At 65.2% G+C, this 22,620-nt stretch carries 21 protein-coding genes, 1 tRNA gene and 1 other RNA gene; 12 read left to right on the forward strand and 11 right to left on the reverse strand.

The annotated features are described in order from the left end of the window. Positions 1-31 precede the first annotated feature (31 nt). A complete protein-coding gene (pepP, locus tag LQ956_RS01305; protein ID WP_238629215.1) occupies positions 32-1,336 on the reverse strand; it encodes a Xaa-Pro aminopeptidase in 1,305 nt (434 codons plus the stop codon). Between the two features lie 33 nt (positions 1,337-1,369). Further along, a complete protein-coding gene (locus tag LQ956_RS01310; protein ID WP_238622406.1) occupies positions 1,370-1,918 on the reverse strand; it encodes a UPF0149 family protein in 549 nt (182 codons plus the stop codon). 145 nt (positions 1,919-2,063) lie between these two features. On the opposite strand from LQ956_RS01310, the gene LQ956_RS01315 reads away from it, so the two are divergent. The 6 genes from LQ956_RS01315 (at position 2,064) to LQ956_RS01340 (ending at position 4,345) form a co-directional block, all read left to right on the forward strand. After that, positions 2,064-2,297 (forward strand): TIGR02449 family protein, encoded by a 234-nt coding sequence (locus LQ956_RS01315; protein ID WP_008931138.1) that lies wholly within the window; start codon positions 2,064-2,066, stop codon positions 2,295-2,297. Beyond that, entirely contained in the window at positions 2,294-2,599 is a 306-nt protein-coding gene (locus LQ956_RS01320; RefSeq protein ID WP_238622407.1) for a cell division protein ZapA, read from the forward strand. Before LQ956_RS01315 ends, LQ956_RS01320 begins: the two co-directional genes overlap by 4 nt. Before the next feature lie 46 nt (positions 2,600-2,645). After that, positions 2,646-2,832: non-coding RNA, 6S RNA (ssrS, locus tag LQ956_RS01325), on the forward strand. 14 nt (positions 2,833-2,846) lie between these two features. Continuing rightward, complete coding sequence (locus tag LQ956_RS01330; protein ID WP_238622408.1) at positions 2,847-3,443, forward strand: 5-formyltetrahydrofolate cyclo-ligase; 597 nt, start codon at positions 2,847-2,849, stop codon at positions 3,441-3,443. Between the two features lie 21 nt (positions 3,444-3,464). Continuing rightward, positions 3,465-3,920, forward strand: a complete 456-nt coding sequence (locus tag LQ956_RS01335; protein WP_238622409.1) for an EVE domain-containing protein — start codon at positions 3,465-3,467, stop codon at positions 3,918-3,920. A gap of 95 nt (positions 3,921-4,015) precedes the next feature. After that, positions 4,016-4,345, forward strand: coding sequence for a hypothetical protein (locus LQ956_RS01340; protein WP_238622410.1), 330 nt, complete (start codon positions 4,016-4,018; stop codon positions 4,343-4,345). A gap of 15 nt (positions 4,346-4,360) precedes the next feature. On the opposite strand, the gene ilvA is transcribed toward LQ956_RS01340, so the two are convergent. Beyond that, positions 4,361-5,878 carry a threonine ammonia-lyase, biosynthetic gene (gene ilvA, locus LQ956_RS01345; RefSeq protein WP_238622420.1) on the reverse strand — a complete coding sequence of 506 codons (1,518 nt, stop codon included), beginning with the start codon at positions 5,876-5,878 and terminating at the stop codon, positions 4,361-4,363. A gap of 142 nt (positions 5,879-6,020) precedes the next feature. Between ilvA and rpiA the strand changes: the two genes are divergently transcribed. Continuing rightward, a complete protein-coding gene (gene rpiA / locus LQ956_RS01350; protein WP_238622421.1) occupies positions 6,021-6,662 on the forward strand; it encodes a ribose-5-phosphate isomerase RpiA in 642 nt (213 codons plus the stop codon). Between the two features lie 69 nt (positions 6,663-6,731). On the opposite strand, the gene LQ956_RS01355 is transcribed toward rpiA, so the two are convergent. From LQ956_RS01355 to LQ956_RS01365, 3 genes are all read right to left on the reverse strand, one after another. Beyond that, positions 6,732-10,574 carry a DUF3683 domain-containing protein gene (locus LQ956_RS01355; protein WP_238629220.1) on the reverse strand — a complete coding sequence of 1,281 codons (3,843 nt, stop codon included), beginning with the start codon at positions 10,572-10,574 and terminating at the stop codon, positions 6,732-6,734. Positions 10,575-10,814: 240 nt separating this feature from the next. Next, a complete protein-coding gene (locus LQ956_RS01360) occupies positions 10,815-11,870 on the reverse strand; it encodes a porin (RefSeq protein WP_238629221.1) in 1,056 nt (351 codons plus the stop codon). 240 nt (positions 11,871-12,110) lie between these two features. After that, a complete protein-coding gene (locus LQ956_RS01365) occupies positions 12,111-13,427 on the reverse strand; it encodes a sigma-54 interaction domain-containing protein (RefSeq protein WP_238629222.1) in 1,317 nt (438 codons plus the stop codon). 430 nt (positions 13,428-13,857) lie between these two features. Here LQ956_RS01365 and LQ956_RS01370 point away from each other — a divergent pair, with 430 nt between their 5' ends. Next, entirely contained in the window at positions 13,858-14,880 is a 1,023-nt protein-coding gene (locus tag LQ956_RS01370; RefSeq protein ID WP_238629224.1) for a porin, read from the forward strand. Positions 14,881-15,041: 161 nt separating this feature from the next. Here the strand turns inward: LQ956_RS01370 and LQ956_RS01375 are convergent. The 5 genes from LQ956_RS01375 to LQ956_RS01395 form a co-directional block, all read right to left on the reverse strand. Next, positions 15,042-15,115: transfer RNA gene (locus LQ956_RS01375), tRNA-Gln, on the reverse strand. Between the two features lie 137 nt (positions 15,116-15,252). Continuing rightward, on the reverse strand, positions 15,253-15,645 hold the full coding sequence (rpsI, locus tag LQ956_RS01380) for a 30S ribosomal protein S9 (RefSeq protein WP_238622415.1): 393 nt from the start codon (positions 15,643-15,645) through the stop codon (positions 15,253-15,255). A 59-nt stretch (positions 15,646-15,704) separates the two neighbouring features. Then, a complete protein-coding gene (gene rplM / locus LQ956_RS01385; RefSeq protein ID WP_238622416.1) occupies positions 15,705-16,133 on the reverse strand; it encodes a 50S ribosomal protein L13 in 429 nt (142 codons plus the stop codon). Positions 16,134-16,217: 84 nt separating this feature from the next. After that, the gene (coq7, locus tag LQ956_RS01390; protein ID WP_238622418.1) at positions 16,218-16,859 is read right to left on the reverse strand and encodes a 2-polyprenyl-3-methyl-6-methoxy-1,4-benzoquinone monooxygenase; all 642 of its coding nucleotides are present in this window, start codon (positions 16,857-16,859) and stop codon (positions 16,218-16,220) included. A 144-nt stretch (positions 16,860-17,003) separates the two neighbouring features. Continuing rightward, positions 17,004-18,209, reverse strand: coding sequence for a (Fe-S)-binding protein (locus LQ956_RS01395; protein ID WP_238629226.1), 1,206 nt, complete (start codon positions 18,207-18,209; stop codon positions 17,004-17,006). A gap of 102 nt (positions 18,210-18,311) precedes the next feature. Between LQ956_RS01395 and LQ956_RS01400 the strand changes: the two genes are divergently transcribed. From LQ956_RS01400 to purD, 4 genes are all read left to right on the forward strand, one after another. Further along, complete coding sequence (locus tag LQ956_RS01400) at positions 18,312-19,043, forward strand: DUF481 domain-containing protein (protein WP_238622773.1); 732 nt, start codon at positions 18,312-18,314, stop codon at positions 19,041-19,043. Positions 19,044-19,097: 54 nt separating this feature from the next. Next, positions 19,098-19,403, forward strand: coding sequence for a (2Fe-2S) ferredoxin domain-containing protein (locus LQ956_RS01405; RefSeq protein WP_238622774.1), 306 nt, complete (start codon positions 19,098-19,100; stop codon positions 19,401-19,403). Between the two features lie 314 nt (positions 19,404-19,717). Further along, positions 19,718-21,295 carry a bifunctional phosphoribosylaminoimidazolecarboxamide formyltransferase/IMP cyclohydrolase gene (purH, locus tag LQ956_RS01410; RefSeq protein WP_238629227.1) on the forward strand — a complete coding sequence of 526 codons (1,578 nt, stop codon included), beginning with the start codon at positions 19,718-19,720 and terminating at the stop codon, positions 21,293-21,295. 26 nt (positions 21,296-21,321) lie between these two features. Further along, positions 21,322-22,602 carry a phosphoribosylamine--glycine ligase gene (purD, locus tag LQ956_RS01415; protein ID WP_238622776.1) on the forward strand — a complete coding sequence of 427 codons (1,281 nt, stop codon included), beginning with the start codon at positions 21,322-21,324 and terminating at the stop codon, positions 22,600-22,602. Positions 22,603-22,620 lie beyond the last annotated feature (18 nt).

Raw genomic sequence — 22,620 nt, forward strand, 5'->3', positions numbered from 1 at the left:
CTCTGCATGCCGATCCCGGCTTCGGATTGTTTCAGTTGCCGGACCCCACCAGGGCCTGGACCTCGTCGACGCCCTTGGGGCAGTCCTCGGTGAGGACCTGATGCCCGGTACGGGTCACCGCCACGTCATCCTCGATACGGACACCGATGTTCCGGAACGGCTTGGGCACACCCTTCTCCGCGGCCGGCAGGTACAGGCCCGGCTCGATGGTCATCACCATGCCCGGCTCCAGCAGGCGCCAGGCCTCGCCCACCTTGTAGTCCCCCACGTCATGCACGTCCAGCCCCAGCCAGTGACCGGTGCGGTGCATGTAGAAGCGGCGATAGGCCCCGTCCTTGATCAGTCGGGAAGGCCGCCCCTTGAGCAGCCCCAGATGCACCAGCCCCTTGGTGAGCACCTTGACCGCCGCTGCATGGGGATCATCCCAGTGATTGCCGGGGACCACCTGGGCGATGGCCGCCGCCTGGGCCTCCAGCACCACTTCATAGACCTGACGCTGAGGTTCGGTAAAGCGCCCGTTCACCGGAAAGGTGCGGGTGATGTCCGCCGCATAGCCCTGGTATTCACAGCCGGCATCGATCAGGACCAGATCGCCGTCCCTGAGCCGCTCGTTGTTCTCGGTGTAGTGGAGGATACAGCCGTTGGCGCCGCCGCCCACGATGGAGGCGTAGGCAGGCTCGGTCCCCGCCCGGCGGAACTCGTACAGCAGTTCCGCTTCCAGCTGATACTCCCACAGCCCCGGCCGGCAAGCGGCCATGGCGCGCTGGTGGGCACGACCGGTGACCTCGGCGGCGGCCTTCATGGCCTTGAGTTCGGTGGCCGACTTGAACAGACGCATGTCATGGAGCAGGTATTCCAGGGCCACGAACTCATGGGGCGGATGGACGCCGCTGCGGGCCCGCTCACGAATGCCGTTGACCCAGTCGATCAACTTGCGGTCGAATTCCGGATGGCGACCCAGGCTGGTATAGACCCGTTCCCGATTCTCCAGCAGGCCGGGCAGGATCTCGGCGATATCGCCGATGGGAAAGGAATCGTCGGCACCGAAGCGTTCCACCGCCCCCTCCTGACCGGCCCGACGGCCATGCCAGGTCTCCTTTTCCTGGTCCCGTTCCCGGCAGAACAGGATGTATTCTCCCTGGGGCCGGCCGGGCACCAGTACCGCCACCGCCTCCGGCTCGGTAAACCCGGTGAGATAGAGAAAATCGCTGTCCTGACGGTAAGGGTATTCCACGTCATGGTTGCGCACCCGCACCGGCGCGGCGGAGATGACGGCGATGCTGCCCTCCCCCATGGCACGCATGAGCTGGCGGCGGCGGCGGGCGAATTCTTTCATGGCGGTAGCTTGGTTCCGGGTCATCGACGGGGGTCACTGCAGGCGAGAGGGTCCCTTGAGGGGCTGCAGTTCCTCACTCACCAGCAGCACCCCCACCCGCACGTATTCCATGATCTCCACATAGGCGGTCTCGCTGGCTTCGTCGTCATCTACCTCGAAGCCGGCACCGGCAATATCGGAAAAGTCCTTGAGGATTTCCGCCGAATCGGCGGGCAGCCTGGCCGGGTCGGTCACGCCGGCCACCGCCAGGCCGTAGAGAAACCCCTGGCACCAGTGTCCCAGGGCATCCACGCGGGTGGTCAGGGCATCGTCCTCATCCGGCAGCAGCATCTGGAAACTGAGCAGGGAATCGGCCAGCTGGGTGCGGGTTTCGGCAAACACCTCGTCCAGCAGGCGCCGGGCCTCGCCTTCCGGCGGCGGCGTCTCGCCGGCCTTGGGGAAGATCTCCTGCAACCAGCGCATCTCGCCGGACCCCAGATTGGCGCTGAGCATGCCGCAGAGCGTGCCATGCACCTCGGCGGCATCGGCCGCGGCACCCGCCCCCCGCAGGGCATCCTCTAAGGCTTGATAATCGGGCATCATGGGCAGGGCTCTCCAGTTGTAATGGCCGAACATCCGGGGCCGGGGACTGATACATGGACGCAGTCTAGCAAGCCGGGGTGGCGCAGCACCATGCCGCCACCGATCCTTGTTGACGGCCCTGAAGCGGAGTCCTAGTATTGAGCCCATGACATACACCGCTCACAATGCCTCGGCGGATTCCGCCCTGAAAGACCTGGAATCCCGGGTTGAGGCATTGCTGCGGGTCTGCGAACTACTGCGGGACGAGAACCTCAGGCTGCGTCGGCAGAATGAACTGCTGCTGGCGGAACGGGCCCAGCTCTCGGAACGGGGTGAACAGGCGCGCATGAAGGTGGAGTCGATGATCAACCGATTGAAGTCCATGGAGCAGGCGGTATGACGGAACCCCGCTCTGAACCGGTCACGGTTCAGATCCTGGGCAAGGAGTACCGGGTGGCCTGCCCTGAAGATGAGCGCAATGCACTGATTGCCTCGGCCAGCCTGCTGGATCGCCGGATGAAGGAAATCCGCGACGGCGGCAAGGTCGTGGGTGGCGACCGGATCGCCGTGATGGCGGCCCTGAACATCACCCATGAGCTGCTGGCCCTGAAGCGGCAGAACGCCGGCCTGGATCAGCGCATGCGCGCCCTGCAGGACCGGGTGGATGCCGCCCTGCAGCACGAACGACAGACGGATTCATGATGTACGGTCCCGGCAGCGGGGCCATGAAAAAGGTTTTACGGTTTGGGCACCTCTGAGGTGTGCGTGAGCGGCTGGGTATTATCCTTGAGCCTAATCAACTACCCCGGGAGCCATTCTGTGATGTCTTGTTGTGCATGTCCGCCCCGTAGCGGAAAGCCTGTAGAGATCGCGTCGGCCCCCACTTGAACCATTGGTTCAAGGTCGAAAGCTCGCCACGGCACTCTCGGAGTGTGCCCTCTTCACTTCCATGACACGCGCCGACCTACGCAGACAGCTTCGCGCCCGGCGTCTGGCGCTCTCCCCGGCCGCACGGGCCATGAACGCCCGCGCCATGGCCAGGCATCTGATCCACCACCCCCTGTTCAGCGCCGCCCGGCGCATCGGCGTCTACCTGCCCGACCGGGGCGAGGCCGATCCCGGTCCGCTGGTCCTTGCCGCCCGCGCCGCCGGCAAGGATCTCTATCTGCCGGTACTGGCGCCGCTGCACCCCCGGCTGCTCTGGTTCGTGGCCTGGGAGGCCCATACCCCCCTGATCCCCAATCGGTTCGGCATTCCCGAGCCGCCCATTCGCCGCCGACACCGTCTCCCGGCCCTTCATCTGGATCTGGTCATCACCCCCCTGGTGGGCTTTGATCGCCGGGGAAACCGGCTGGGCATGGGAGGCGGTTTCTATGACACCACCTTTCGTCACCTCAACCGCCACCGGCACTGGCGCCGCCCCCACCTGGTGGGGATGGCCTACGCTTTCCAGGAAGTGGCGGCACTGCCCCATGAACCCTGGGACGTGCCCCTGCATGCGGTGGTGACCGAGCAGGGCCTGATCACCCTGCCGGACCCACCCTGAAATGAAAGACAAGGATTACCCATGTCCTACTGGCTGATGAAATCCGAACCCGATGTCTTCGGCATCGACGACCTGGAACGGGTGCGGGTGGAACCCTGGGAAGGGGTACGCAACTACCAGGCCCGCAACATGATGCGGGACGAGATGCAGGAAGGCGACCTGGCCTTTTTCTATCATTCCAACTGCAAGGTCCCCGGCATCGTCGGCATCCTGCGGATCGTGCGGGGCGGCTATCCGGACGCCAGCGCCTGGGACCCGGAGCACACCTACCATGACCCCCGCAGCACCCCGGACGATCCCCGTTGGTACCGGGTGGACGTGGGCTTTGAACGCAGATTCGGGGCAGTCATTCCCCTGGCGGACCTGAAGGCCGCCCCCGCCCTGAGCGACATGCCCCTGGTCAGGCGGGGCAACCGGCTTTCCATCATGCCGGTAACCGAAGCGCAATGGGAATTCATTCTGTCCATGGCGGACTAACATCCTGTTCTTTTCATAACCCGCTTTCCCTCATCCCCGGCCCTTCTTTTCCCCGGGAAACGAAAGATCGACATGACTTCAGGAGGCCGATGCCCATGACCCTGAACGAACTCATCACCTACCTGGACGCCCATGCGGGATTCGATCTGCTGGACGGCATCCCCGAAGACACCCTGGAACGGGCGCGACGCGGCATCCACAAACACGCCATCGCCGGGGAGATCATCGCCGCCCTGGGCACCCTGGACGCGGCGGGTACGGGACAGGGGGAGGTGGAACGCAGCGCCACCGTGAAGGTACTCAGCCCCCTGCGCCTGAAATACATGGCCGACGACGCCCCGGTGGCGGGATTTCGCATGGTGGAGAAGATCATCACCACCATCGACGAGGCATTCAACGAAGAAGCCCTGGGCAAGCGCGGGTAAGACCCGCCTTGCAGATCAGCCCAGGAACAGCCGGTACACCGGGTTATCGGTCTCCTCCCAGTGGACATAGCCCAGTTCCTTGAGGAACCCCTCAAGCCGGACCCTGTCCTTGCCCGGCACCTGCATGCCCACCAGCACCCGGCCATAGGCCGCGCCATGGTTGCGGTAATGGAACAGACTGATGTTCCAGTCCTGCCCCATGTGGGCGAGGAAATTCATCAGCGCCCCGGGGCGCTCGGGGAACTCGAAGCGGTAGACGATCTCGTCCCCCGCCCGAGCCGAGTGCCCGCCCACCATATGGCGCAGATGGACCTTGGCCACCTCGTTGTCGCTGAGATCCTCGATGGGGTAGCCCTTGTCCCGCAAATCCTGCAGCAGGGTCCTGCGTTCCGCCTCGCCGCCGCTGAGCTGGACCCCGACGAAGATATGGGCCTGCTCGGTGTCGGCATAGCGGTAATTGAATTCGGTGATCCCGCGCTTGCCGATGGCCTTGCAGAAGGCCCGGAAACTGCCCGGCCGCTCCGGGATGGTGGCCGCGAATAAGGCTTCCCGCTGCTCCCCCAGTTCCGCCCGTTCGGTCACGTGACGCAGGCGGTCGAAATTGATGTTGGCGCCGCTGAGCACCCCGGCCACACTGGCACCCTTGAGCCCTTCTCGCTCCACATACTTCTTGATGCCGGCAATCGCCAGGGCACCGGCCGGCTCGGCCATCACTCGGGTATCATCGAAGATATCCTTGATGGCGGCGCAGATCTCGTCGGTGGAGACCAGCAGGATCTCGTCCACATATTCCCGGGCCAGCCGGTAGGTCTCCTCGCCCGCCTGGCGCACGGCCACCCCGTCGGCGAAGATGCCCACCTGATCCAGCACCACCCGGCGCTGCTTTTCCAGGGCCTGCTGCATGCAGGCGGCATCCTGGGGCTCGACCCCGATCACCCGGATATCGGGCCGCAGGGCCTTGATATAGGTCGCCATGCCGGCGATCAGGCCGCCGCCGCCCACGCTGACGAACACCGCCTCCAGGGGGTCGGGGTGCTGGCGCAGCAACTCCATGGCGATGGTGCCCTGCCCGGCGATCACATCAGGATCATCGAAGGGATGGACGAAGGTATAGCCATGCCGGTCGATCAGTTCCAGGGCATGGGCATAGGCGTCGTCGTAGGAATCCCCATGGAGGATGGCCTTGGCCCCCAGGGCACGGACCGAGTCCACCTTGATGGAGGGGGTGGTGACGGGCATGACGATCACCGCCTTGATCCCCAGGGTCTTGGCCGACAGGGCCACCCCCTGGGCATGGTTACCGGCTGAGGCGGCGATGACCCCCTTGCGGCGGGCTTCCTCGGACAGTTGAACGATCTTGTTGTGGGCGCCGCGCAGCTTGAAGGAGAAGACCGGTTGCAGGTCCTCGCGCTTGAGCAGGATGCGGTTGCCCAGACGCCGGGAGAGCGTGGGCATCAGGTCCAGGGGGGTTTCCCGCGCCACGTCGTAGACCCGGGCGGTGAGTATCTTCTGTAGATAGGGATAGGCTGACATGGCCTGAAGATACAGGGGCGGGTCCATCCCCGGCAAGATGCGTGCCTCTGTAGAAACCCGCTCAGGCGTGCGACGCCCCCGCTCTCATGTAGAATCCCCCCGACAACCTAAGGAGGCATTTCCCGTGAGCGATCAAGACCAGATGAAGAAGGCCGCCGCCGAAGCGGCCCTGGAATACGTGGAAGACGGCATGGTCGTCGGCATCGGCACCGGCTCCACCGCCAACCATTTCATCGACCTGCTGGCGAAGATGAAGGGCCGCATCGACGGTGCCGTGGCCTCCTCCGAGGCCACCGCCGAACGGTTGCGCGGTCACGGCATCCCGGTGATGGATCTGAACGCCGCCGGCCCCCTTCCCCTCTATGTGGACGGCGCCGATGAGGCCACCCGGCACCTGCACCTGATCAAGGGCGGCGGCGGCGCCCTCACCCGGGAAAAGATCGTGGCGGCCGCCAGCGAGCGCTTCGTCTGCATCGCCGACGACTCCAAGCTGGTGAACGTGCTGGGCGCCTTCCCCCTGCCGGTGGAAGTCATCCCCATGGCCCGCAGCCATGTGGGCCGGAGCATGCTCAAGCTGGGCGGACAGCCGGAACTGCGCCAGGGCTTCACCACCGACAACGGCAACCTGATCCTGGACGTATTCAACCTGGACATGACCGATCCGGTAGCCCTGGAGACGGAGATCAACCAGATCGCCGGCGTGGTCACCGTGGGCATCTTTGCCCGGCGACCAGCGGATGTGCTGATCCTGGGGGGCAAGGATGGGGTGAAGACCCTGACCTGAGGGGGTTTTCCGTTTTCCGTTTTCCCCTCACCCCAACCCCTCTCCCGCAAGGGGAGAGGGGCTTTTTTATCAGAGCAGCACTTTCTCGATGCCGCCGCTGCGGGCCTGCTCGATGAAGCGGGCCTGCCACTGGTCTCCCAGCAGGGCATTGGCCATCTCCACCACGATGTAGTCCACCTCCGTCCCGGTATCTTCCCGGTAGCGGGACAACCCCTGCTGACAGGCCGGGCAGGAAGTCAGCAACTTCACATTACCGCCGACCGCCACCGGCGCCCCGGTCAGCGACGTGATGCCCTTGTGGATCTCCTCCTGCTTGCGGAACCGCACCTGGGTGGCCACGTCCGGGCGACTCACCGCAAAGGTCCCCGCCTCACCGCAGCAGCGGTCCGACAGGGTCACCGGCCGGCCCAGCAGATCCCCCGCCACCTGCAACGGCGCATGGGTCTTCATGGGGGAATGGCAGGGATCGTGATACAGGTACGCCACCCCCGGCGCGGGCTCCAGCTTCACCCCCTTCTCCATCAGATACTCATGGATATCCAGCAACCGGCAACCGGGGAAGATGCGCTCGAACTCGTATTTCAGCAACTGATCCATGCAAGTACCGCAGGACACCACCACCGTCTTGATATCCAGATAGTTCAGGGTATTGGCCACCCGATGGAACAGCACCCGGTTCTCGGTGGTGATCGCCCTGCCCTTGGCCTCCTCGCCGGCGGACTCCTGGGGGTAGCCGCAGCACAGATACCCCGGCGGCAGCACCGTCTGGGCACCGGTGCGATACAGCATGGCCAGGGTGGCCAGACCCACCTGGCTGAACAGACGCTCCGAGCCGCAGCCGGGGAAATAGAACACCGCCTCCCCCTGCTCCGGCGCCACCGCCGGGTCCCGCACGATGGCCACGTGACTGGGGTCTTCCAGTCCCAGCATGGCCCGGGTGGTGCGCGAGGGCAGACCCGCCGGCAGGGGCTTTCTCATCATGTGGATGACCCGGGCGGGGATGGGCGCCGGCCCCGTGGTGGCCGCAGGCCGACCGTCGTTCAGCAGACCCAGACGCTGGAACACCCGGTGCCCCAGGCGCTGACCGGCAAAGCCCCACTGGGCCAGGGCGGTGCGCATCAGCTTGATGGTGGCCGGGTCCTTGATGTTGAGGAAGGTCATGGACACCCGGGCCGCCAGGCTGGTCCGACGCTGGCCGCGGGCCTTGAGGATGCGCCGCATGCGGGCCGTCACGTCCCCGAAATCGATGTTCACCGGACAGGGCTTGAGACAGCGATGGCAGATGGTGCAGTGGTCCGCCACATCGTTGAGTTCGTCGAAATGACGCAGGGACAGGCCGCGACGGGTCTGCTCCTCGTAGAGGAAGGCCTCGATGATCAGGCCCGTGGCCAGGATCTTGTTGCGGGGTGAGTACAGCAGGTTGGCCCGGGGCACGTGGGTGGAGCAGACGGGCTTGCACTTGCCGCAGCGCAGGCAGTCGCGAATGTCGTCGTTGAGCGCCCCCAGTTCGCTCTGCTCCAGGATCAGGGCCTCCTCCTGCACCAGACGCAGGGAGGGGGTATAGGCCCGGGACAGCCCGGAGCCGGCCTGCAGCTTGCCCCGGTTGAAGCGGTCCATGGGGTCCACCCGCCGCTTGTAGTCGGCAAATGCCTTGAGCTCCGGCTCGCCCAGGTACTGGATCTTGGTCAGGCCGATGCCGTGCTCCCCGGAGATGACGCCGCCCAGCTCACGGGCCAGGGCCATCACCTGGTCCACGATGCGCTCGGCCTCGTGCATCATGGCGTAGTCGTTGGAGTTGACCGGGATGTTGGTGTGCACGTTGCCGTCACCGGCATGCATGTGCAGGGCCACGAACAGGCGGCTGGTGAGCACCCGGTCGTGGATGGCCTGGATGCTCCGGCGCACCGGCTCCAGGTCCCGACCGTCGAAGATCTCCCACAACCGGGCCTCGATCTCCCGCCGGTAGGAGATCACCAGGCTGCGACGCAGCAGCAGCTGGATCAGCCGGTCGCCGGGGCGGCGGTCCGCCCGGGACGGCGCGTCCAGCAGGTCGTCCATGGCCACGGCGTCGCTCTCCAGGTGGTCCAGGATGGCCTGCCAGCGTCCCCGCACCGCCTGCACATGGTCTTCCGCGGCCCGACGCAGACCCTCGAACCAGCCCCGGGCCTCCTCGCTGCCCAGGGCCAGGGACTCCAGCAGCGCGCGATGATCCTTGCCCAGGCAGGCCAGGATCTCGTCGGCCATGCGCAGCTTGTTGGTGAGGGACTGGTGGATGTTGATGCGCTCGATCCCCTCGCTGTACTCCGCCAGCCGGTCCAGGGGGATCACCACGTCCTCGTTGATCTTGAAGGCGTTGGTATGGGCGGCAATGGCGGCGGTCCGGCTACGGTCGGCCCAGAACCGCTGGCGGGCCTCGGGGCTCACGGCGATGAAGCCGTCGCCGTTGCGGGCATTGGCCAGACGCACCATCTTCGAGGCGGCCAGGCCCACCGCCTCCTCGTCATCACTGGCGATGTCCGCCAGGAGCACCATCTTGGGCCGCTCCCGTCGCGCCCCCTTCGGGGTATAGCCCACGGCGCGCACATAGCGCTCGTCCAGGTGCTCGAGCCCGGCCAGCTGCACCTTGGGGTCGGCCTCCAGGGCGTCCTTGATCTCGACGATGGCGGGCACCGCCTCGTGCAGATCGGTGCCGTAGAACTCCAGGCTGATGGTGCGCATGTGGGCCGCCATGCGATGGACCACGAACACGGCGGAGGTGATCAGGCCGTCACAGCCCTCTTTCTGGATCCCCGGCAAGTCCTGCAGGCGCTTGTCGGTGACGTCCTTGCCCAGCCCCACCTTGCGGCAGGCTTGGCCCGGGAAGGCGATGACCCGGGGCTCCCCGTCGGGGGTGACGCCGTCGGCCTGGAACCGGGTGATGCGAAAGCTCACGGTTTCCTGGTCGTGGATCTTACCCAGGTTGTGGTTGAGGCGTTCCACCTCGATCCAGCGGGCCTCCGGGGTGACCATGCGCCAGGACACCAGGTTGTCCAGGGCCGTGCCCCAGAGCACCGCCTTCTTGCCGCCGGCATTCATGGCGATGTTGCCGCCGATGGTGCAGGCATCCTGGGAGGTGGGGTCCACGGCAAACACATGGGCGGCACGCCCCGCGGCCTCGGACACCCGGCGGGTCACCACCCCGGCCTCGGCGCGGAGGGTGGCCACGGGGCCATCCACCCCGGGCAGTTCCACGAATTCCACCTCGCTCAGGGCCTCGAGCTTTTCCGTGTTGATGACCGCGGCATCGGCGGTCAGGGGCACGGCGCCGCCGTTGTAGCCGGTGCCGCCCCCCCGGGGAATGACGGTCAGACCCAGCTCGAAGCAGGTCTGGATGACCCCGGCCATCTCCGCCTCGGAATCCGGGGTGATGACCACGAAGGGCAGTTCCACGCGCCAGTCGGTGGCGTCGGTGACATGGGACACCCGGGCCAGGCCGTCGAAGTGGATGTTGTCCTTGCGGGTGACCTTGCCCAGCAGGCGGCGGGCACGGGCGCGCAGGGCCTTTTGTTCCGGGAACCAGGCCTCGAAGCGGCGTACCGCCCGGCGGGCCTGTTCCGCCAGGTCCAGGGCCAGCTGATTGCCCTCGGCCCGGGCGATGATCTGGTCCACCCGGTGATCCAGGGCGTGGATCAGGGCGGTGAGCCGCTTCTGGTTGCCCAGCAGGTCGTCCTGGATGTAAGGATTGCGGGTGACCACCCACATGTCCCCCAGCACCTCGAACAGCATCCGGGCGGAGACGCCGGTACGCCGGCGGGCGCGCAGTTCATTGAGCACGTCCCACATGCCTTCACCGAGGAAGCGGATGACGATCTCGCGGTCGGAGTAGGAGGTGTAGTTATAGGGGATTTCGCGGATGCGGGTACTTGCGGTCATGGCTGGCGGGGATCACTGCGGGAGGGTTGCTTATTCTAGCACCCCGACCGGAATGAGGAGAGGGGGCGGGAAAAAGCTCCTTGCTCCTTGGCTCCCCCCCCATCCCCGGCCCTTCTCCCCCGGGGAGAAGGGCGTCAACGAAAAAAGGGTGCGGAGGTTTCCCTCCGCACCCTTTGAACTTCCAGTGCATGCCTTTCGGTCAGGCGACCTTGGGCAATGCCATCGGTATGGGACCGATGATTAGAAGTTGTGGGTCACGCCGACGGAGAAGCCGGCCGGGTTGTCGCCGGTGTCAAACGGGGTAACACCTTTGCCCTTGCCACTGCCGTTCAGACCGTAAGCAGCACCAGTGCCGACACCACTCTCATTCAGCACCTGGGCAAACACGGCATACACACCAGTACGACGGCTCAGGCTGTAGCCAGCACCCAGGGCATACATCTGGGCGTCGGTATTGTCGCGATCATCCTCACCGGCGTAGGTGTAGGAACCCATCAGGTAGGCCTGACCCAGCTGGTACTTGGCGCCCAGATGGAAGGCATCACGATCACCGATATCGTCCACCTTGGAGTCGATGTTTTCGTACATAGCGGCCAGGGTCAGGGCATCAATCTGATAGGTGCCACCCACCTTCCAGGCACGGGCGTTGTTGTCGTCATCCCAGTTGTTCAGCTGCTCATAAGCCACGGTGACGTACATCGGACCCTGGGTGAAGGTACCTGCCAGAGAGAAGGCCTTCTGGTCATTGGCGTCGGCATTGCTGGCGCGATCATCAGAAACATCGGTCGTGTAGGAAGCCATGAACCGCAGGCCATCAAGGTCCGGGCTCAGGTACAGCAGGGTGTTGTCATTCCGGCGATAGAAGGACACATCGTTGCTAGCCATACGGCTGGTAACGTGGTTGACGTCACCCAGGGTATCGGCAAAGAAGTTCAGCGGCAGGGTGGCCAGCTTGTAGGGGGTGTCGTGCTTGCCGACGCGAACTTCACCGAAACCACCGGCCAGACCCACGTAGGTGTTACGGCCAGTCAGGTTGCTGCTACCGAAGGCGGAGCCGCTGTCACCCTGCAACCCTGCCTCAATCTGGAACACGCCGCGCAGGCCGTTGCCCAGGTCTTCGGAACCACGCACGCCCAGACGAGAGGAGTTGGAGGCCAGCTGGTGGGTGGTGTCTTCACCGTTGTCCACGATGTCCGTGGACAGGTTCAGGCGGCCGTACAGAGTGGTGTCGGCCATGGCGGCGGCGGGCAGGCCCATGGCGGCGGCGACTGCGAATACCAGTACTTTCTTTTGCATGTTTACGTTCCTCTGCAGAGCTTTGTTGTAAGAGAGTCTGACCGTGTCAGCCGATATGCATTATGCAGAAGGCATGCCAAACACTAACCTGCTGATTTCGATAGTGTAAAAAAACAACACATCATGACACGCAACATGTCATCGTCATGACGGTGACATGACGTAAAAGAAATTTGTTGTTTTTTTGGAACACTCCGAACGGATGGCTCCGGCCGCAGATGCCGTCCGGGCGCTGGGCACCTAGACCCGGATCTGGAATTTCTCCAGGTAGCGGTAGAGGGTGCGCTCACTGACGCCCAGGTGACGTGCCGCCTCGGCGCGGTGGCCGCCCGTGGCCGCCAGCGCCGCACGCACGCCAGCCTCAGAACAGACGCCACGGGAACCGCGGCGTAACGAGGGCATCCGCCCCTCCTCACCGACCTGGGACTGGAAGGCAATGTGTTCGGGCAGCAGCGGCCCGGTGCCGGCCAGGATCGCCGCCCGGGTCATGATGTTCTTCAGCTCGCGCACGTTGCCCGGATAACGATAGGACACCAGCAGATCGGCCACCGGCACGGACAGGGGCAGATGCAGCGACCCACCATCCGACTGCCGCAGGAAGTGCTCCGCCAGGGCAATGACGTCTTCCCGCCGCTCCCGCAAGGGGGGGATGAAGACCGGGAAGGCGGACAGGCGGTAATAGAGGTCTTCCCGGAACCCGCCCTGGGCCACCATGGCCGTCAGGTCCCGGTGGGTGGCGGCCACCACCCGGGCATCCACCGGGATGTAATCGGTGCCGCCCACCCGGCGGATGCGGGAGGTTTCCAGCACGCGCAACAGCTTGCTCTGCATGGCCAAGGGCAACTCCCCCACCTCGTCGATGAACAGCGTCCCCCCCTGGGCCGCCTCGAACAGACCGATCTTGCGCCGGTCCGCGCCGGTGAAGGCGCCCTTTTCATAGCCGAACAGCTCCGCCTCGATGATCTGCTCCCCCAAGGTGGAGCAGTCCACCACCACCAGCGGCCCCTGGGCGCGGCCGGAGCAGTGGTGCAGGTAATCCGCCACCCGCTCCTTGCCGACGCCGCTCTCCCCCAGCAGCAGCACGGTGGCGCTGGTGGGGGCCACCCGCTCCACCATCCGCATCAGCTCCAGCATGGGTACGGAATGCCCGACCAGCCGGGTACCGTCCGGTGATGCCGGGGCCGCCGCCTCGGGGCGCAGCAGCAGGCCGAAAAAGCCCCCTTGATCGCCCTGCGTCCGGGAAATCCGGACACTCAGACGCCGACGCCCCCGCCCCCCCGGGATCTGCACTGAAAGCGGTTGCGATGCCGGCCCGGCGGCGACCAGGGGGCAACACCCCTCCCCGTCACAGGGACCCGGCACGCCCTGAAAGAACTCATGACAGCCCATCCCCCGCAGATCCTCGCGGGATAGGGACAGACAGCGCAGGGCCGCCGCATTGGCGGCCAGCAGGCGATGGTCGCCGTCGAAGATCACGAAGGCATCGGGGATCAGCTCGACCATCTGATCGAGGCTGGGCGCGGCAGCGGGGTTGGGGTGATTATTCAGGGTCAGCATGTGAGGGGCTTGTTCCATCGGATGCCGGGGCACTGGGCAGTCTACCATCCACACCCCTTCACCATCATCGGCAACATCCGGCGCCCCCCCCCTGAGACCCGTCATTCCCGCGAAAGCGGGAATCCAGCGACGGGCTGCGGATCCCACACAGCGCCCGGCACCTGGGACCCGTCATTCCCGCGAAGGCGGGAATCCAGTCACGGGCTGAAAACCCTGGGCTCCCGCTTGCGCGGGAGTGACGGGGTGATGCCTTCGCGAGGGTGACAGCGCAATGCCTTCGCGGCCGAGGGCCGCCCCTGCCTCCATGGCTGTTCATCACAAGTTCATAGGGCTTTAACGCACCCTTAATAACCAAAAGACATAGTCGCCCCGGGTTTTGAGGCACAGGACGCTGTCTCTTTTTTACAACAACACTTGGGGAGTCTATTTCATGCAGCACAAAAAACTTCTGGTGGCGATGGTCGCCGCCGGCCTGTCCATGCCCGCCCTGGCCGCGGCTGATATCACCATCTACGGCCGCGCCCACCTGTCCGTGGACCTCCTGGATGACGGCGCCGATTACAGCGAAGTGAACATCTCCAGCAACTCCAGCCGCCTGGGCTTCAAGGGTGAAAGACAGTTCACCCCGGAACTGACCGCCATTTTCCAGATTGAGCAGGAAATCCAGTTCGACAGCAGCGAGTCCGGCGAAACCTTTACCACCCGCGACACCTTTGCCGGCCTCAAGGGCGACTGGGGGATGCTGCGCATCGGCCGCTTCGACACCTCTTTCAAGCGCGCCCGAGGCCCTGCCAATTTCTTCGGTGATCAGGTGGGGGACCTGCGCAATATCGCCCGCACCACGGATCACGGCCGCTTCGATGAGCGGTTCCGCAACACCCTGCATTACCGCACCCCCACCCTGAACGGCTTTGTCTGGGATCTGGATTTTTCCACGGATCACCGCAATCAGACCACCGCCGAAGGGGGTGACAACCGGGCCTATAGCACCTCATTGAATTACAAAAACGGCCCCTTCACCGGCGCGGTCGCCTTTGAGCGCCAGAACATCGAAAACAGCCCCAACCCCGAAGCCTGGAGACTGGCGGCGGCTTATCAGATCACCCCGGAATTCACGCTCGCCGGCTTCTACCAGAAATCGGAATCGGCCGCTGAAAACGAAGGCACGGTGGTCGGCGTGGCCGGTCAGTACAGGCTGAGCCCCACCATGTATCTGAATGCCCACTACTTCGCCCTGGATTCGGATCTTACGGATAAGGATGCCAATCTCTTTGCCCTGGGCCTTGAATATCGCGTCGATCGCGCCCTGCGGTTCTATGGCAACTTTGCCATGATGGACAATGATGATGCGTCCGCACTGAACCCCTGGAGCCAGGCCCGTACCTCCGGTCCGAGCGGTGTCGCCGGCGAGACCGCTACCGCCTTCTCCCTGGGCATGCGATACGACTTCTAAGGGATGATGCCTTTTCGGGCAGGGATGCCCGCCTCTGCACCAGCATGCATGTGACACGCTTGCCCGGATTCCGTCCGGGCTTTTTTTGTGGTTCGAACCCTGGCGGCTTCCTGAATCACATCCACGAAAAAGGCCCCGCATGGGGGCCTTTTTCGTGGATATGGCTGGGGGACCAGGATTCGAACCTGGGTTGACGGAGTCAGAGTCCGTAGTCCTACCGCTAGACGATCCCCCAATAAAACCGAGGCGTAAATCTACAGCATGTCGGGGCGATGAATCAAGCCCCGAAGCAAAAACCGAAAAATCTCCACCACCGGGGCCATCCTGACGGACAGCCCCGAGGTGACTGCAAGCCTGCCCCGTCGCCGGGGATCAGCGCTTGCTGAACTGAGTCGCGCGACGTGCCTTGCGCAGACCGACCTTCTTACGCTCGACCTGACGGGCGTCGCGGGTCATGAAACCGTGGGTACGCATGGCGCCACGCAGCTTCTCGTCGTATTCCACCAGAGCGCGGGCAATACCCAGACGGATGGCACCGGCCTGACCGTTGGCACCGCCGCCCTTCACCGTGGCCACGATGTCGAAACGATCCAGGCTTTCGGCCACCGCCAGTGGCTGACGGACCACCATGCGGGAGGTTTCACGCCCGAAGTAGATGTCCAGGGGCTTGTTGTTGACGGTGATCTCGCCCTTGCCGGGGCGCAGAAAAACCCGCGCAGAAGCCTCTTTGCGGCGTCCGGTTCCGTAGTTCTGGGTTGTTGCCATCTCTTGACCTGCTCTATGTGCTGCCCGGCCACACGATGGCGGCCGGATCAGGGTGTTGTTCAGATTTCCAGCGGCTGGGGCTGCTGGGCGGCGTGGCTGTGCTCGGCTCCGGCGTATACCTTGAGCTTCTTGAACATGGCCCGGCCCAGGGGGTTCTTGGGCAGCATGCCCTTCACCGCGATCTCGATCAGGCGCTCAGGGGCACGCTCACGGATCTGCTGCGCGCTGGCGGACTTCATATGACCGACATAACCGGTGTGCCGGTAGTACATCTTGTCGGTTTCCTTGTTGCCGCTGAGGCGCACCTTGGAGGCATTCACGATCACGATGTAGTCACCGGTATCCACGTGCGGGGTATACACGGGCTTGTGCTTGCCGCGCAGGCGGCGAGCCACTTCGCTGGCGAGCCGGCCGAGGGTCTTGCCGGAGGCATCAACCACGTACCAGTCGCGGGTGACTTCAGCGGGCTTGGCGCTAAAGGTCTTCATTCCTGAACTCCAGGGTGCACATGAATCACGGAAAGCGCGCAATGATAACGGGGAAGTGCGCGGGTGACAAGGGGGGATTCCGCTTCAAATCCACCAGGCCGTCCCCGTCATCACCTTGGCGGTCACCGGCATCACCAGCTTGCGCAGGGGCCAGGGCAGGACTTCCCCGCCCAGGGACATGGCCAGTTCGCCATGATGGGCCTCGTCGATCTTCATCTGTTCCAGTACCGCCCGGGTCGGCGCGTCCTCGGGGACGACCCGAGCCAGGTGCTCGTCCAGATGACGGATCACCTGCTGTTCCGTCTCGTGCACGAAGCCCAGGCTCCACCGGTCACCCGCCGCCCCGGCCAGAGCGCCGATGGCGAAGGCGCCGCCATACCAGAGGGGATTGAGGAAGCTCTTGTGGGTGCCCAAGGCCGTCAGGCGGCGCTCGCACCAGAGCAGATGATCGTTTTCTTCCCGGGCGGAGCGCGCCATGCGCTCGCGCACCTCGCCGCTGCGGGCGGTGAGGGCCTGGCCCTGGTAGAGCCCCTGGGCGGCCACCTCCCCCGCATGATTGATGCGCATGAGCCGGCCGGAGAGGACGCGGGCGTTGTCATCCAGCTCCGGCTCCATCACCGACCGGGCCGGGTCCGGGCGCTCGGTGGCACGGGGACGGCCGAACAGGGTACAAAAGCCTTCGTCAATAGCGGACAGCAGGCGGTCGGTGGGGCTCAGTTGGCGCATGGCATGCCGGTACGGGCAGTGGGTATGGATATTGAAGATACTGGAAGTCCGGCGACAGGCAAACCCTGAATACAGAAGGGTTTTTCAGTGCGGGCAAAGGTAAAGACAATGCTGGGACAACCCGCGGCCGCGAAGGGGCCGGTGCTACGACGCAGGCGGTGATGCACAGCGACTGTCGATGAGTTGGGCGAGACTCATGACCGGCACCGCCGACTTGCGGCGCCGGATACCGGCGGCCAGATGCAGACCGCACCCCACATTGGCGGTCACGAGCACATCCGGCGCCAGGTCCGCAAGGGCATCCAGCTTGGGGGCCAGCAGACGATCGGCCATCTGCGGATGGGTCAGCATGTGGCTGCCGGAACCGCCGCAGCAGAAGGCGTTGTCCGGCAAAGGAATCAGCTCCACACCGGGCAGGCGCCGCAACAAGACTTCCATCAACCCATGCTCACCCAATACATGCCGCAGGGTGCAGGGGGTATGGAAGACCACCCTCAGGGGGGTGTCGATCAGGTGAAGCGGCGCCAGATCCACGTCCGCCAGCAACCGGCACAGGCCCGTCACGCGGTCACCGAATCCCCCGGCAGCCTGCAAATGGACGCGACAGCCACTGTTCAGACACAGGACGGGATGCGAAACCCCGGCAAAGGCGGTCTGATTGCGCCCGGCAAGCCCCGCCGCGGCCCGGGTGCGACCGGCATGGTGATCCAGCGCCCCGCAGCACACCTGCCCTGCAGGCGCACTGACCTGGTAACCCAGGCACCCCAGTATCCGGGCAGCCGCCTCCAGCGAAGGCCCGTCAAAGGTCTCTGCGGTACAGCCGGCAAACAGAGACACCGCACCGCGACCGCCGACCGCGGGGGCATCCGCCGGGGGGAACCGTGGCGGGGCGGCCACATCCGGCAGATAGGCCGCGGCACGGGCCGGCCCCGGCCGGTCACCCCTGCCCATCATACCCGCCAGTTTCCCCAGCCCCAGGTGCCCGGCCACCCGCAGACCACCGGATGCCGCGCGCCGGGCCCCGGCATGGCGCAGCAGATACCCCCTGACCAGACCGCCGCCTCGCGCCGGCGGGATCAGGGTGGCCCGCGTCGCATCCATCAGACTGCCGAAGGGCACCCCGGAGGGACAGACCGCCTCACAGGCACGACAGCCCACACATCCGTCCAGGTGTCGACGCACAGCGGCATCATCCGTCAGGGCGCCACTCATCAGGCCCTGCATGAGGGTGATGCGGCCGCGGGGCGAGTCCCCTTCATTCCGGGTGACCCGGTAAGTGGGGCAATGGGGCAGGCACAGACCGCACTTCACGCAGCGATCGGTATCCCGCAAGGTTTCAGAGTGACTCATGGCTTGACAGGGCTCGGATTTCAGCGGGCCTACGCGGTCCGGCGGCAAAAGCGGGATCTGTTAGAGTATGCGGCCCAATGAACATTCGAATTTTGCCTGGTAATGCGTTTCAAAGAGCTTTCCCCGTATTGTATCAGCCTGCTCCTGCCACTCATCTCCCTGCCGCTTCAGGCCGGAGACTGGGGTAACAGCACAGGCTGGAGCGGGCAGGCGGAACTGGGAGCCATCCTGACCAGCGGCAATACCGACTCCGACAGTCTGAATGCCCGCACGCGCATCCGCCATGAACGGGCATTGTGGCGGCATACCCTGCAGCTGGAGGGACATCTGGCCTCGGAAGACGGCACCACCACCAAGGAACGCTACCTGGGGGCCTTCCAGAGCGATCACAAGGTCTCGGACCGAGATTATCTGTTCGGCGCCCTCCGGGCGGAACGGGACCGCTTCAGCGGTTACGAATATCAGCGCAGCCTGGCCACCGGCTATGGCCGCCGGGTGGTGGATTCGCCGCAAACACGCCTGCACCTGGAGGCCGGCGCCGGTCTGCGTCAGGACCAGCCGGCAAACGGCGACCAGGAGGACGAGATCATCCTGCGCCTGGTGGGGGCCCTTGACCATCGCATCAGCGACAACACCCGCTTCACCGAAGACCTGCTGATCCAGGCCGGCGAGGAGAATACGGAAATCGAGTCCGTCGCCGCCCTGCGCATGCGCATCAATGCCAAATTTTCCATGCGCCTGTCCCTGACGGTGAAGCACAATACGGATGTACCGGCAGACCGCAGGAACACCGACACCACCACCTCGGTGAATCTGGTCTACGACCTGTGGTGAGAGCCTGTTCAATCCCTGTTTAACGAAGCCCCTGATCTGGAAGCCGGAATCGAGATGAGCCACTTCAAGCGACACATCTTTTTTTGCACCAACTGCCGGGAAGACGGCAACTGCTGCGAGCATTTCGAGGCCTCCCGCCTGCGCGATCACGCCAAGCAGCGGGCCAAGGCCTTGGGCATTCATGGCCGGGGCGGCGTGCGGGTCAACGCCGCCGGCTGTCTGGATCGTTGCAACGAAGGCCCCGTGGCCGTCGTCTACCCGGAAGGGGTGTGGTACACCTTTGTCGATGAAAAGGATATCGACGAGATCGTGGACGAGCACCTGCAGCATGGCCGGGTGGTGGAACGCTTGAGGATCTAGACCGGATCACCGCCGCCGCGCCGGGAAAACCACCGGTCTTTGCCGGAGCGCCGCCTGTCGGCACATGCAAAAAAAATATCCACCCGCCTTGACATGTGCAGTGCAGCATACGATATTAGAACCATATCGTCTCGCGGATCTCTCCGCATTCGGTATACTCCTCCATCCTCCTTTGGTGGTTTTGGCGCGGCCCCCTCAAGCCGCGCTTTTTTTTGCCCGCTTCCCTCACCGGATCCACGACCGCCGGTGGCCTTGGCTTCCCGCGGGTGCGTATAATTCCCAGTCTTTTTGTCATCACCAGACTGGCCGAGCCCATGACCCAAGCAACTTCCCGACCCGTGACCCGCGCGCTCATCAGCGTTTCCGACAAGACCGGCCTGCTGCCCTTTGCCCAGGCACTGGCGACGCGGGGCATCGAGATCCTCTCCACCGGCGGCACCGCGAAACTCATCATGGAAGAAGGCATCCCGGTCAAGGAGGTCTCGGCCCATACCGGTTTCCCCGAGATGATGGACGGCCGGGTCAAGACCCTGCACCCGAAGATCCACGGCGGCATCCTGGGCCGCCGGGGCATGGACGATGAGGCCATGCAGGCCCACGACATCCCCCCCATCGATCTGGTGGTGGTGAACCTCTACCCTTTCGAGGCCACCGTGGCCCGCCCCGGCTGCAGCCTGGAAGATGCCATCGAGAATATCGACATCGGCGGTCCGGCCATGGTGCGTGCCTCGGCCAAGAATCATGCCCATGTAGGCATCGTAGTGGACCCGTCCGACTACGACCGGGTGCTGGAGGCCCTGGCCGCCGGCGACGGCAGCCTGCCCCATGCCCTGCGCTTTGAGCTGGCGGCCAAGGCCTTTGCCCATACCGCCCGCTATGACGGCGCCATCGCCAACTACCTGACCGGCGTGCAGGACGAACAGACCCGCGCGCCCTTCCCCGGCACCCTGTCCCTGCAGTTCGAAAAGAGCCTGGACCTGCGCTACGGCGAGAACCCTCATCAGTCCGCCGCCTTCTATCGGGAGCGTCATCCCGCCGAGGCCGGGGTGGCCACCGCCCGCCAGATCCAGGGCAAGGCCCTGTCCTTCAATAACATCGCCGACACCGACGCCGCCCTGGAATGCGTGAAGCAGTTCGAGGCCCCGGCCTGCGTCATCGTCAAGCACGCCAATCCCTGCGGCGTGGCCGTGGCCGCCGACATCCTGGCTGCCTATGACCTGGCCTTTGCCACCGACCCCACCTCCGCCTTCGGCGGCATCATCGCCTTCAACCGCCCCCTGGACGGCAAGACCGCCGAGGCCATCGTGGCACGGCAGTTCGTGGAGGTGATCATCGCCCCCGAGGTCTCCCCGGAGGCCGTCAAGGCCGTCTCCGGCAAGCCCAACGTGCGTCTGCTGGCCTGCGGCCAGTGGGGTGAAGCCAGCGGCGGCTGGGATTTCAAGCGGGTCAACGGCGGCCTGCTGGTGCAGGACCGGGACCTGGGCCAAGTCAGCGAATCCGACCTGAAGCTGGTCTCGGAGCGCGCCCCCACCGACCAGGAAAAGGCGGATCTGCTGTTCGCCTGGCGGGTGGCCAAGTTCGTCAAGTCCAACGCCATCGTCTACGCCCGGGACGGCCGTACCATCGGCGTCGGCGCCGGCCAGATGAGCCGTGTGTACTCCGCCCGCATCGCCGGCATCAAGGCCGCCGACGAGAACCTGCAGGTGGCTGGCTCGGTGATGGCCTCGGATGCCTTCTTCCCCTTCCGCGACGGCATCGACGCCGCCCGCGAGGCCGGCATCACCGCCGTGATCCAGCCCGGCGGCTCCATGCGGGACGAAGAAGTGATCCAGGCGGCCAATGAGCACGGCATGGCCATGCTGTTCACGGGCATGCGACATTTTCGGCATTGATTCTTGGGGCTAGCGAGGAGAACACGATGAAAATTCTCATCATCGGCGGCGGTGGCCGCGAACATGCCCTGGCCTGGAAGGCGGCCCGGTCGCCCCGGGTGGAAACGGTCTTCGTGGCCCCCGGCAACGCGGGCACGGCCCGGGAAGCGGGTTGCCGTAACGTGGATATCGGCGCCGAGGACATCCCCGGCCTGCTGGCCTTTGCCCGGACGGAAGGCATCGACCTGACCATCGTCGGCCCCGAGGCCCCCTTGGTGGCCGGGGTCGTAGACGCCTTCAGGGCCGAGGACCTGGCCATCTTCGGCCCGTCGAAGGACGCCGCCCGCCTGGAAGGTTCCAAGGCCTTCTCCAAGGACTTTCTCGCCCGTCACCGGATCCCCACGGCCGCCTACGGCAGCTTCACGGATCTGGACGAGGCACTGGCCTACCTGCGCGCCCAGGGTGCCCCCATCGTGGTCAAGGCCGACGGCCTGGCCGCCGGCAAGGGGGTGATCCTGGCCCGGACCCTGGCGGAAGCGGAAGCCGCGGTTCGCGACATGCTGGCGGGCAACGCCTTCGGCGAGGCCGGTCACCGGGTGGTGATCGAGGAGTTCCTGAGCGGCGAGGAGGCCAGCTTCATCTGCATGGTGGACGGCGAGCATGTACTGCCCATGGCCACGTCCCAGGACCACAAGGCCCGAGACAACGGCGACCAGGGCCCCAACACCGGCGGCATGGGCGCCTACTCCCCGGCCCCGGTGGTCACCCCCGAGATCCATGCGCGCATCATGAGCCAGGTGATCCTGCCCACGGTGCGGGGCATGGCGGCCGAAGGCACCCCCTACACCGGCTTTCTCTATGCCGGGGTGATGATCGACGCCCAGGGCATCCCCAAGGTGCTGGAATTCAACTGTCGCTTCGGCGACCCGGAAACCCAGCCCATTCTGATGCGGCTGCGCTCGGATCTGATTGAACTGCTGGAGGCCGCCCTGGCGGGTCGCCTGGACCGGACGGAGGCCGATTGGGACCCGCGCGCCGCCCTGGGGGTGGTGCTGGCCGCCGGCGGCTATCCCGCCGATTACCGCAAGGGAGATGAAATTCGGGGTCTGCCGGACACCGATGCCGAGGACGCCAAGGTCTTCCATGCAGGCACGGCCCTCAGGGACGACCGCGTGGTCACTCAGGGCGGACGGGTGCTGTGTGCCGTGGGACTGGGCGAGCGGGTCAGTGACGCCCAGGCCCGGGCCTACGCGCTGACGAAGCAGCTGAGCTGGGATGATGTCTACTACCGGACGGATATCGGGTATCGGGCAGTGGCCCGGGAGTAATGCCCGGGGAGCCGGCTA

Source organism: Ectothiorhodospira lacustris (assembly GCF_022227845.1).
In the GTDB taxonomy this organism is placed as follows: domain Bacteria; phylum Pseudomonadota; class Gammaproteobacteria; order Ectothiorhodospirales; family Ectothiorhodospiraceae; genus Ectothiorhodospira; species Ectothiorhodospira lacustris.

Excerpts from the sequence above, each read along its gene's own strand:
- pepP (WP_238629215.1), bottom strand. The coding sequence starts at position 1,336 with ATGAAAGAATTCGCCCGCCGCCGCCGCCAGCTCATGCGTGCCATGGGG.
- LQ956_RS01310 (WP_238622406.1), bottom strand. The coding sequence starts at position 1,918 with ATGATGCCCGATTATCAAGCCTTAGAGGATGCCCTGCGGGGGGCGGGT.
- LQ956_RS01315 (WP_008931138.1), top strand. The coding sequence starts at position 2,064 with ATGACATACACCGCTCACAATGCCTCGGCGGATTCCGCCCTGAAAGAC.
- LQ956_RS01320 (WP_238622407.1), top strand. The coding sequence starts at position 2,294 with ATGACGGAACCCCGCTCTGAACCGGTCACGGTTCAGATCCTGGGCAAG.
- LQ956_RS01330 (WP_238622408.1), top strand. The coding sequence starts at position 2,847 with ATGACACGCGCCGACCTACGCAGACAGCTTCGCGCCCGGCGTCTGGCG.
- LQ956_RS01335 (WP_238622409.1), top strand. The coding sequence starts at position 3,465 with ATGTCCTACTGGCTGATGAAATCCGAACCCGATGTCTTCGGCATCGAC.
- LQ956_RS01340 (WP_238622410.1), top strand. The coding sequence starts at position 4,016 with ATGACCCTGAACGAACTCATCACCTACCTGGACGCCCATGCGGGATTC.
- ilvA (WP_238622420.1), bottom strand. The coding sequence starts at position 5,878 with ATGTCAGCCTATCCCTATCTACAGAAGATACTCACCGCCCGGGTCTAC.
- rpiA (WP_238622421.1), top strand. The coding sequence starts at position 6,021 with ATGAAGAAGGCCGCCGCCGAAGCGGCCCTGGAATACGTGGAAGACGGC.
- LQ956_RS01355 (WP_238629220.1), bottom strand. The coding sequence starts at position 10,574 with ATGACCGCAAGTACCCGCATCCGCGAAATCCCCTATAACTACACCTCC.
- LQ956_RS01360 (WP_238629221.1), bottom strand. The coding sequence starts at position 11,870 with ATGCAAAAGAAAGTACTGGTATTCGCAGTCGCCGCCGCCATGGGCCTG.
- LQ956_RS01365 (WP_238629222.1), bottom strand. The coding sequence starts at position 13,427 with ATGCTGACCCTGAATAATCACCCCAACCCCGCTGCCGCGCCCAGCCTC.
- LQ956_RS01370 (WP_238629224.1), top strand. The coding sequence starts at position 13,858 with ATGCAGCACAAAAAACTTCTGGTGGCGATGGTCGCCGCCGGCCTGTCC.
- rpsI (WP_238622415.1), bottom strand. The coding sequence starts at position 15,645 with ATGGCAACAACCCAGAACTACGGAACCGGACGCCGCAAAGAGGCTTCT.
- rplM (WP_238622416.1), bottom strand. The coding sequence starts at position 16,133 with ATGAAGACCTTTAGCGCCAAGCCCGCTGAAGTCACCCGCGACTGGTAC.
- coq7 (WP_238622418.1), bottom strand. The coding sequence starts at position 16,859 with ATGCGCCAACTGAGCCCCACCGACCGCCTGCTGTCCGCTATTGACGAA.
- LQ956_RS01395 (WP_238629226.1), bottom strand. The coding sequence starts at position 18,209 with ATGAGTCACTCTGAAACCTTGCGGGATACCGATCGCTGCGTGAAGTGC.
- LQ956_RS01400 (WP_238622773.1), top strand. The coding sequence starts at position 18,312 with ATGCGTTTCAAAGAGCTTTCCCCGTATTGTATCAGCCTGCTCCTGCCA.
- LQ956_RS01405 (WP_238622774.1), top strand. The coding sequence starts at position 19,098 with ATGAGCCACTTCAAGCGACACATCTTTTTTTGCACCAACTGCCGGGAA.
- purH (WP_238629227.1), top strand. The coding sequence starts at position 19,718 with ATGACCCAAGCAACTTCCCGACCCGTGACCCGCGCGCTCATCAGCGTT.
- purD (WP_238622776.1), top strand. The coding sequence starts at position 21,322 with ATGAAAATTCTCATCATCGGCGGCGGTGGCCGCGAACATGCCCTGGCC.